General features: G+C 67.9%; 9 protein-coding genes. 4 read left to right on the plus strand and 5 right to left on the minus strand.

Features of this window, described 5'->3' with window-relative positions; translation table 11 throughout:
• Positions 1-74: 74 nt before the first annotated feature.
• The 4 genes from NQK81_RS20135 to NQK81_RS20150 are packed head-to-tail and all read left to right on the plus strand — an operon-like array spanning position 75 to position 3,162.
• Entirely contained in the window at positions 75-497 is a 423-nt protein-coding gene (locus tag NQK81_RS20135) for a hypothetical protein (RefSeq protein ID WP_257489340.1), read from the plus strand.
• Complete coding sequence (locus tag NQK81_RS20140) at positions 497-1,114, plus strand: DUF3558 domain-containing protein (protein ID WP_257489341.1); 618 nt, start codon at positions 497-499, stop codon at positions 1,112-1,114. Before NQK81_RS20135 ends, NQK81_RS20140 begins: the two co-directional genes overlap by 1 nt.
• Entirely contained in the window at positions 1,114-2,382 is a 1,269-nt protein-coding gene (locus NQK81_RS20145) for a PPE domain-containing protein (protein WP_257489998.1), read from the plus strand. Before NQK81_RS20140 ends, NQK81_RS20145 begins: the two co-directional genes overlap by 1 nt.
• Positions 2,383-2,409: 27 nt before the next feature.
• Positions 2,410-3,162 carry an ESX secretion-associated protein EspG gene (locus tag NQK81_RS20150; RefSeq protein ID WP_126733256.1) on the plus strand — a complete coding sequence of 251 codons (753 nt, stop codon included), beginning with the start codon at positions 2,410-2,412 and terminating at the stop codon, positions 3,160-3,162.
• On the opposite strand, the gene NQK81_RS20155 is transcribed toward NQK81_RS20150, so the two are convergent.
• The 5 genes from NQK81_RS20155 to nuoL form a co-directional block, all read right to left on the minus strand.
• On the minus strand, positions 3,115-3,816 hold the full coding sequence (locus NQK81_RS20155) for a helix-turn-helix domain-containing protein (protein ID WP_257489342.1): 702 nt from the start codon (positions 3,814-3,816) through the stop codon (positions 3,115-3,117). The genes NQK81_RS20150 and NQK81_RS20155 overlap by 48 nt on opposite strands.
• Positions 3,817-3,917: 101 nt before the next feature.
• The gene (locus tag NQK81_RS20160; protein ID WP_257489343.1) at positions 3,918-4,724 is read right to left on the minus strand and encodes an alpha/beta fold hydrolase; all 807 of its coding nucleotides are present in this window, start codon (positions 4,722-4,724) and stop codon (positions 3,918-3,920) included.
• Positions 4,725-4,821: 97 nt separating this feature from the next.
• A complete protein-coding gene (gene nuoN / locus NQK81_RS20165) occupies positions 4,822-6,387 on the minus strand; it encodes an NADH-quinone oxidoreductase subunit NuoN (protein ID WP_257489344.1) in 1,566 nt (521 codons plus the stop codon).
• 3 nt (positions 6,388-6,390) lie between these two features.
• Positions 6,391-7,941 (minus strand): NADH-quinone oxidoreductase subunit M, encoded by a 1,551-nt coding sequence (locus NQK81_RS20170; RefSeq protein WP_257489345.1) that lies wholly within the window; start codon positions 7,939-7,941, stop codon positions 6,391-6,393.
• Entirely contained in the window at positions 7,941-9,839 is a 1,899-nt protein-coding gene (gene nuoL / locus NQK81_RS20175) for an NADH-quinone oxidoreductase subunit L (protein ID WP_257489346.1), read from the minus strand. Before nuoL ends, NQK81_RS20170 begins: the two co-directional genes overlap by 1 nt.
• Between the last annotated feature and the right edge of the window lie 8 nt (positions 9,840-9,847).

The following is a 9,847-nucleotide window of genomic DNA, read 5'->3' on the forward strand; positions in this document are numbered from 1 at the left end:
GGGGCAGATGACGACGGTGACTTCGGGGCGGCTTTGGCTATTCAGCGGGGAACGGTTCGGCGCTATGGGGGTGCATGGCCGTGCCTGAGGGGACCCCTGTCTACCAACCAGGCTTCAACCCGGGCTCGGTCTGCAAAGCCCCGCCTACTGGCGGCTCCTACGGGGCACCAGTCCCGGCGGGCGCGGGGTTCAAGTACGACGAGGCGACCCTCCATGAGCTGGTGAAAGAGTGGCGTGACCTGGCCCAGGAGTACATGGACGACCTTGAGCATGCACGCAATATTGCCGTAGCCGAGCCTCCTGGGCTGGATTTCGCGAGCGATGACAACGCCCTACTTACCCGCAAGTCCGGCGAAGCGCTCGTCAAGGCCCTGAACGAACGCGTTGCCTACTGCGAGAACATGGCCAAGAAATACGTCACCGCTCTCGGCAAGTACGCCACCGCCGAGGACCACGCCAAAATCGCCATCAACCAGCAGCCGGAGGGCCTCGCCTGATGCGACGCGCCACCTTGATTCTCACCGCAGCCGCGGTCGCAGCTCTCTCCGCGTGCTCGACACCGCCCGTCGACGGCAGCGCCACCCCGACCAGCGGCGGACCGAGCTCTGCCCCGCCAAGTTCGGCCGGGTTGCCACCCGACGTCCCCAAGGTAGAGCATCCGATCGACGTGGCACGGTTCAAACAAGACCCCTGCGCCACACTCACCAAACCCCGGGTCGACGAGCTCCTGGGCCCCAGGGCCGAAGCCAAGCGAACGGACGGTGCGAGTGGACCTTCCTGCCGGTGGTCCATTCCCTCCACCACTCAACCCCGCGTCCACGTGATCGTCAGCGATTTCGGAGACAGCGGCACCGCGAAGTTCTATGCAGCCAAAGGTACGACCTACAAACTTCTCGAACCGCTCGAACCGATTGACAACTACCCAGTGACCGCATACGGCGACAAAGACAATCGCGCTGAAGGCCAGTGTTCGGTTGCGTTGGGGACCAGCGACACCCAGACCGTCAGCGTCAACTTGGTTCAGTCCGAAGCTAAGGTCGGCACGGAAGATCCGTGCAAGGTCGCGAGGGAAGCCGCGATCCGGGTGCTGGCCACCATCCGAGGGGGTAACTAATGGCGGCAGGATCGCTCACCGCCACCCAGATCTACCAGCAGATCACCGGCGGCGAAGGCACCGGTTCACTGTCTCGCGCGCAGGAGAGTGCCTACAACCTGGCGTCCAAACACGTGGAACGCTTGCAACGGATCACGGCCCTCAGCCAGAAGACCGCCAGCGGCTGGCAAGGCAGTGCCAGCGATGCGGCTGTTGCTGCGACTCGGCCGCTCGTCGATGCCGCCGCAGACGACGCGATGCACGTGACGATCGCCCAGAACGCCATGACTAGCCAGATGGACGCGTTCGGCACGGCCAAGAACTCGGTCAAGCCGGTTCCGCCCGAGCAGCCCGCGCCGACGGCCGAGGACGTCAAGTCCGCCATGAGCGGCGGCCTGGTCAGCTACTGGAGCAAGGTCAAGGGGTACCAGGCCGACAGCCAGCACAACATCGACACCTTCGCGAGCTACCACTCCGCCAGCACCGCCAACGGTGACGAGCTGCCCGCCCAGTACGCGCAGCTCACCGACCCCGGTGGCAGCGTCGCCCTGGACGAGGGTGGCGGCGGGAGGCCGGCGGCGAGAGGGTTCGGTGACGGTTCCGACGGGCGCGAATACGGAGTCGGCGAGCCCTACCGAGGGCCGAGTGGTCCGAGCGGCCCCAGCACTCCCGGCGGGCCGAGCGGCCCCAGCGGGCCGAGCGCAACCGACAGTGGTCCGCAGCCTGGGCAAGGGCCCCAGCAAGGTCAGCACCACCCCGGCTTCCAGCAGCCGGACGACGGAACCCGCGCGAATTCGTACACACCGCCTCAGACCACTCCGGTCGTGCCGCCGGCGGCGAACCTCGACTTCGGGCCGAACGGGAAGCCGAACCCGACGTACAACACGCCCGGCGCCTTCCCGCCCGGGTACGGCCCGGGAACGAGCGGCCCCGGGGTCCCGGGGTCGGGCGTCAGGTCACCAGGCGGGCCGGGCGGCGGTGGTTTCCGCGGACCAGGCGGGACAGGCGGAGTCGGCGGGCCCGGACAGCAGCCCGGTATGGGTGGCCGAAGCGGCGCCGGGATGCCCGGTGAGGGCGTGGCAGGCCGTGGTGCGGCGGGAACGGCAGGCGCCGCCGGTCGTGGCGGGGCGAACGGGATGCCGATGGCGCCTGGCGCCGCTCGCGGGAAGGGCGAGGAGGACAAGGAGAAGAAGGCTCCGACGTACCTCCAGAACCCGGACCCCGACGAGACCTTCGGCGGGTACATCGAAAAGCCGATGCCGCCGGTGATCGGCGAGAAGAAGAAGTAGCACCACAGTCCCAGGGGAGGGAGGCACGTGGTGCTCGCGCGCCCGGTCGAGATCACGCTCGACACCTTGTTGACCGCGTTCCGTCACGCCGGCTGCGGCGATCCGCATCTGATCTTCGCGGGCGGGCTGCGCTACATCCCGCCGTCGTCGCGAAACGGCGAGGACAGGGCGGCGTTCGAGGAGCTCGGCGAGCTCGGGTTCACCGAGGGCAAGCGGCTGACCAGCGACTTCGAGGACGTCCTGCACATACTCGACCGGCCGAACACCGAGTACTACGCGACGTTGCGGACGGAGGCGGAGCAGTACAACGTGCTCGTCGCCGTACGCGGCCGCGCCGCGGTCACCGCGATCTGCGAGGGCAACCGCGTGTGGCTGAAAGGCGTGCGGACCGCCGATCGCGCGGCGGCGCTCGTGATGAACCTGCCCGAGTACCCGCCCGCGCGGTTCGCCCCGTTCTCCTTGCCCCAGGACGACTTCAACGGCAGCGGCGGAGACGGTCTCTACGACGAGCCCGAGGCCCGGAGCCGCGAAGCGCGGCAGCTCGACGAAGTCTTCGAGCAGCCCTATTTCGGCGTCGGTTTCTTCGCCGCGGCCATGCGTCCCGATGGGGGGAAACGCACCGAGGCCACGGACGGTCTGTCCTATCTCGACCTCGACTCCGGACGCGTGGCCATGCACGTGAGCGGTTCTCCCCGGAACCGGTACATCACCGTCCTGCCCGGCGAACCCACGTTACTTGCTCAGAAGGTCGCCGCGTTGCGAGCGAGCCTCGACCACTGACTCGATCAGGCGCACCGACCGCGCCGGATCCAGCGCGACGGCGTCCACAGTGGACCGGAGGTAGGGCTCGACATCGCAGGGCCGGTGCAGGAAAAGCCCGCACCGCCGATGTTCCAGGTACACCACCGGCGGTGCGTCGCCGAATTCCAGCAGAACGTGGGCATCGCCCGCATATGCTCTGGCGGCGAACGGGATGACCCGGAGTTCGACGGTGGGCCGCTCGGCCATCGAAACGAGATGCCGAAGCTGATTCGCCATCACCAGCGGCCCACCGACCTGACGGTGCAGCGCCGCTTCGTCGATATAGGCGACGAATCTCTTCTCGCCCAGCGCTGCGGTGGAAGAGTTCGCAGCCCTCGCGTAGGCAGGCGTGCGAAGCGGACCGGGTAGGAGCGTCGCCCCGAAGGCAACGATCTTGGTGGCCTCCTTTTCGTACTGTGCGAGCGTGTTCACTTGGAGGGAAGCGTCGGCGAACCACCACGGCCCGCTGTCACGAGCCAGCGAGAGCAGCGCTTCTCGACGCTCCCCTGTCACCTGATACACCGCGAGCAGCGCCGACACCTCCTCCGCGGGCGCCGCGCGCAGGCCGGTTTCGATCCGGCTGATCGTCGACTGGGACCACGCCAGTTTGTCGGCCACCTCGGTCGCGGCCAATCTGACGGCCTTCCGCGCGGCGCGCAGTCCGTCGGCGAGGGCTCTCGCCTGGGGTGTGGGCTTCGGCATCGGGAGTACCCTGCCCGGTGCGGCGGAGCAAGTCATTCGCCGAGCCGGGCGACCTCGCGAACGGCTTCGGAAATGGCCGGGAAGTCCTTGCGCAGCAAGGCTCCGTGGTTGCTCTCGACCTTCGCGCTCACCTTGATGTTCGGGTTGCGCACGGTCACCGCGTCGAGCCCGGTCCGGATCTGTTCCTGCTCGTCCGCCTTGCTGCCGAAGGAGGTTCCCGAGGCGAGCACGTATCGCGTCGGCACGGTGATGCCGTTGAGCACCGGGCCCAGTTCGGCCTCCCGCGAGAGCTTGCCGAGCTCGATGTTGCTCTCCGCCTGCTGCGCGGCGGTCATCCGCGGGGCAAGGCCGGTCGGGCGCAGCAGCGGCATGATCAGGTTGAGGCGCTTGAACATCTTCCGGATCCGCTGCTCCATGGCGTCGTCGAGCCAGTCGTACGGGAACGCGCCGTCGACCAGGACCGCGCCGATGGTGCGCTCCGGATTCCGGGCGGCCCAGTGCGCCGCGACGACCGCGCCGTAGGACCAGCCCACCACCAGCGCGCGCTCCACTCCCCTGGCGGCGAGGACCGCGTCGACGTCGCGGACGGCGGCTTCGAAGGAGTAGTCGGCCGAACGCCGCGACTTGCCGCGGGCACGCTCGTCGTAGGTGATGTGGCGGAAGTCCGAGCCCAGGTCGGCGAGGACCCGCCGCCAGTAGCCCTGGGTCGCGAACTGGCCGTTCATGTAGACGACGGGGATGCCGGTGCCACCGGTGTCGGTGACGGCGAGCGCGGTGTCGTCGACCGGCACCATTCCGGTCCAGGGGGCGGTGATCGTGGCAGTGCTGTTCTTGGTCATGAGGTAACTATCGAGGTCCGGCCTGACATCGCTCTGACGTCGCACTGACACGAAAAAGCCCCCTCACGTCAGCGAGGGGGCCTTTCGCGAAGCGGGACTACTTGAGGGCGAAACCGCCGGAGCCCGCCCAGTCGAGGGCGAACGCCGGGAGCAGCCCGAGCACCAGCGTGACGATGACGCCGAGCGTGATCGCCGTGGTGGTGAACGCGCCGGGCACGGTGACGGTCGGGCCGTCGGGAGCCGGCTCGGAGAAGTACATCAGCACGATCACCCGCAGGTAGAAGAACGCGGCGACGGCACTGAAGATCAGGGCGACGACGACCAGCGGTGCCATCCCGTCGGACAGGGCCGCCGAGAACACCACGAACTTGCCGACGAAGCCACTGGTCAGCGGGATACCGGCCAGCGCGAGCAGCAGGAAGGTGAACACCCCGGCCAGCACTGGAGACCGCTTCGCCAACCCGGCCCAGGCGGACAGGTGCGTCGCCTCGCCGTTCGCGTCACGCACCAGCGAAACGACACCGAACGCGGCGAGCGTGGTGAAGCCGTAGGCCAGCAGGTAGAACAGCGTGCTCGACAGGCCGTCCTCGGTCATCGCGATGGCACCGACCAGCAGGAACCCGGCGTGCGCGATGGACGAGTAGGCGATCATGCGCTTCACGTCGGTCTGCGTCAGGCCCAGCACCGCGCCGATCAGCATCGAGATGATCGCGACACCCCAGAGCACGCCGCGCCATTCCCAGCTGGTCGACTCGAACGCCACCTGGAACACCCGCAGGATCCCGCCGAACGCGGCGACCTTGGTGCAGGCGCCCATGAACGCGGTGACCGGGGTCGGCGCGCCCTGGTAGACGTCCGGGGTCCAGGTGTGGAACGGGCCGACCGAACCCTTGAACAGCAGGCCCACCGCGAGCAACCCGAGCCCGGCGAACAGCAGCGTGTCCGAGCGGTCCGAACCGGCGGCGGCGTTGGCGATGTCCGACAGCTTCACGGAGTTCGCGTAGCCGTAGAGCAGCGCGAGACCGTAGAGGAAGAACGCCGACGAGAAGGCGCCGAGCAGGAAGTACTTGACCGCCGACTCCTGCGAGAGCAGGCGGCGACGGCGGGCGAGCCCGCACATCAGGTACAGCGGCAGGCTCAGCACTTCGAGCGCGATGAACATGGTGAGCAGGTCGTTGGCCGCGACGAACGCCATCATGCCGCCGAGCGCGAACAGCGTCAGTGGGAAGACCTCGGTCTGCATCCCGGTGGTGCCGACCTGCGCGCGGTCCTGGACCGTGCCCGGGCGGATACCGGCCTGCGCGACGAACGCGCCACCGGGCTCGACCGAGCGGTCCGCGATCAGCAGCAGCGCGCCCAGTGCCAGCGCCAGCAGCGTGCCCCAAAGGAACAGCGACGGCCGGTCGACGGCGATCGCGCCGCTGAAGGTCGTGATGCCGTTCTTCGGTGCGGAGGAGCTGGCGTACCAGACCAGGAAGACGCCCGCCGCGCCGATCCCGACCAGGGAGAGGAAGACCTGCGAAGGCCACCGCATGTGCTTGGGCAAGAAGGCTTCGAACAGCACGCTGACACACGCGGCCCCGAGGATGATCAGGATCGGCGTGACGGCGAAGTAGTCGATCGACGGCAGCTGCACCGCCGGCGTCTGAGTCAAGAAGTGCACGGTTTACTTGCCTCCCTGCACGGACGACATCGTCGCCTGCACCGACGGGGTGATCGTGTCGAGCACCGGCTTGGGATAGAACCCGAGCGCGATGATCAGCACGACCATCGGCGCCAGGATCGCGATCTCCTTGCCGCCGAGGTCCTTGATGGCTTTGGTCGCCCCGAGTTCGGGCGCGATGGCCGTGCCCGGCCCGCCACCCGCGGCCATCAGGGCGTCACCGCGGACGGGGCCCTGCATGACGCGCTGGTAGAGCCAGAGCACGTACGCCGCGGCCAGCACCATGCCGACCGTCGCGATGATCGTGTACACCGGGTAGTCCACAAAGGACCCCAGCAGCACCAGGAACTCACTGATGAAGGAGTTCGTGCCGGGCAGGGACAAAGTGGACAGACCGGCGATGAGCAGCATCCCGCCGAGCAGCGGGGTCACCTTCGCCATGCCGCCGTAGTCGGAGATCCGCGTCGACCCGCCGCGCATCACGATCAGGCCGACGACCACGATCAGCATGCCGGTGGCGAGGCTGTGGTTGAGCATGTACGACACCGAGCCGACCATCGCCTGCTCGTTGAAGGTGAAGATGCCCAGCGCGATGAATCCGAAGTGGGCGATCGACACGTAGGCGATGAAGCGCTTCATGTCGCGCTGCCCGGCCGCGAGGATCGATCCATAAAGGACACCCGCGACGGCGAGCACCAGCACCCATGGCGCGAGTTCCTTGCTCGCCTCCGGGAACATCGGGAGGCAGTAGCGCAGGAACCCGAACGTGCCGACCTTGTCCAGCACGCCGACCAGCAGGACCGCGACGCCGATGGGCGCCTGGCCCGCGGCGTCCGGCAGCCAGGTGTGGAACGGCACCAGCGGGGCCTTGATCGCGAACGCGAGGAAGAACCCGATGAACAGCCAGATCTGGGTGCCCAGCGGAGCGTCGCGGACGACCGTGACGAGCGTTTCCCAGTCGAAGGTGCCCTTGCCGAGCTCGTCCGACGCCAGCGAGAACGCCCCGATCGCCGAGGCCAGCATGATCAGGCCGCCGAGGAACGAGTACAGGAAGAACTTGACCGCCGCGTACTGCCGGTTCGCGCCGCCGTAGCCGCCGATCAGGAAGTACATCGGGATCAGCATGATCTCGAACAGCACGTAGAACAGGAAGACGTCGGTCGCGGCGAACACCGCGATGGTCAGCGCCTCCTGCATCAGGATCAGCGACAGGAACCCGCCCGCCGAGCGCCCGGCCGGGAGCTTGTCGGTCAGGCCCAGCGCGCCGACCACGATCGGCACCAGCAGACCGATGACCGCGATCATCACCAGCGCGATGCCGTCGATGCCGAACGAGATGTGGATGCCGAAGTTCGGGATCCAGTCCATCGAGGACTTCTGCTGGATCCGGTCCCCCGAAGGCGAATAGCTCGCCCACATCGGGATCACCAGCAGGAACGTCAGGAGCGACACCACGAGCGCGGTGAGCGTCGCCAGCCTGTCGTTCTTCTTCATCCCCGCGACGACCGCGGCGCCGACCAGCGGCAGCAGGATGGATGCGAGTACCCAGGTCATCAGGAGAACCTCACCAGCAGGAGTGCCGCCAGAAGCAGGAATGTGCCGCCCAGCATGGACAGTGCGTACGAGCGGACGAAGCCGGTCTGCAGGCGGCGCAGGCGCCCGGATCCGCCACCGAGCCCGGCGGCGAGGCCGTTGACCGCGCCGTCGACCCCGCGGTTGTCCACGTAGACCAGCGCGCGGGCGAGCCAGGTGCCCGGGCGGGCGACCAGCGTCTCGTTCAGGGTGTTGCCGTACAGGTCGTTGCGTGCGGCCTTGACCACGGCGGAGACCCGCTCGGGGCGTTCCACCGGAACGTCCTTACGGCCGACGAAGAGCCACGCCGCCGCCGCGCCGAGCACCGAGAGCGCCACGGTGAGGATCGGTACCAGCGCGTGCGGGATGACGCTGTGGCCACCCTCTTCGAGCGGGCCGACCACCGGCGAAAGCCATTCGGCGAACCGGTCGCCGAGGGCGAAGAACGCGCCGGCGCCGATCGAGCCGATCGCCAGGATGATCATCGGCCACTTCATGATCGCCGGAGACTCGTGCGGGTGGAAGTCGCGGCCGTCGCTGGACTTGATCTCCTTCCAGCGTTCCTTGCCGAAGAAGGTCATCACCATCAGGCGCGTCATGTAGAACGCGGTGAGCCCGGCGCCGAGGAGTGCCGCGCCGCCCATCACCCAGCCACGCCAGCCACCCTGGCTCAGCGCCGCTTCGATGATCGCGTCCTTGGTGAAGAAGCCCGAGAGCGGCGGGATGCCGATCAGCGCCAGGTAGCCGAGGGCGAAGGTCCAGAAGGTGACCGGCAGGTGCTTGCGCAGCCCGCCGAACTTCCGCATGTCGACCTCGTCGTTCATGGCGTGCATGACCGAACCGGCCCCGAGGAACAGCCCGGCCTTGAAGAAACCGTGCGCCACCAGGTGCATGATGCCGAGCGCGTAGGCGATCGGGCCGAGGCCGACGGCCAGCATCATGTAACCGATCTGGCTGACCGTGGAGTACGCCAGGACCTTCTTGATGTCGTCGTAGGCGCAGCCGATGATGCACCCGATCAGCAGCGTGACCGTACCGACGAGGGTGACGATCAGGCGGCCGTCCGCGGTGGCGTTGAAGATCTCGTGCGCGCGGGCGACCAGGTAGACGCCGGCGGTGACCATCGTCGCCGCGTGGATGAGGGCCGAGACCGGGGTCGGGCCCTCCATCGCGTCCGGAAGCCACGCTTGCAGCGGGAACTGGCCGGACTTACCGCAGGCGCCCAGCAGCAGCAGGATCGCGATGGCGGTGACCGCGCCGGTCGGGATCTGGCCGACGGCGCCGAAGACCTCGGCGTAGCCGGTGCTCCCGACGTACTTGAACATCAGGAAGATCGCCAGCGCGAGCCCGACGTCACCGACGCGGTTCATCAGGAACGCCTTCTTCGCCGCGGTGGCCGCGGACGGGCGGTCCTGGTACCAGCCGATGAGCAGGTACGACGCGAGACCCACGCCCTCCCAGCCGAGGTACAGCGTCACGAAGCTGTTGCCCAGCACCAGGATCAGCATCGAGGCGACGAACAGGTTGAGGTACGCGAAGAACCTCGACCGGTCGCGGTCCTCGGCCATGTAGCCGATCGAGTAGAAGTGGATCAGCATGCCGACGCCGGTGATCAGCAGCACGAACGTCAGCGACAGCGCGTCGATCCGGAGCCCGAAGTCGACCTGCAGCGCCGAAACCGGGATCCACGAGAACAGCTTGACGTCCGCGGTGGCCTTCGTGTCGGCCGTGAAGAAGAGGATCAGGCCGTAGACGAAGGACAGCGAGACGGTCGCACTGCCGAGGAGGTGTCCCCAGCCCCTGGCCCGCTTGCCCGCCAGCAGGAGAATAAGGGCGCCGAGGGCCGGAAAAGCCACCAGCAGCCACGATGATGCGGTCAACTCGGTGC

The sequence above is a fragment of the Amycolatopsis roodepoortensis genome, from assembly GCF_024628825.1.
GTDB classification, from domain to species: Bacteria; Actinomycetota; Actinomycetes; order Mycobacteriales; family Pseudonocardiaceae; genus Amycolatopsis; species Amycolatopsis roodepoortensis.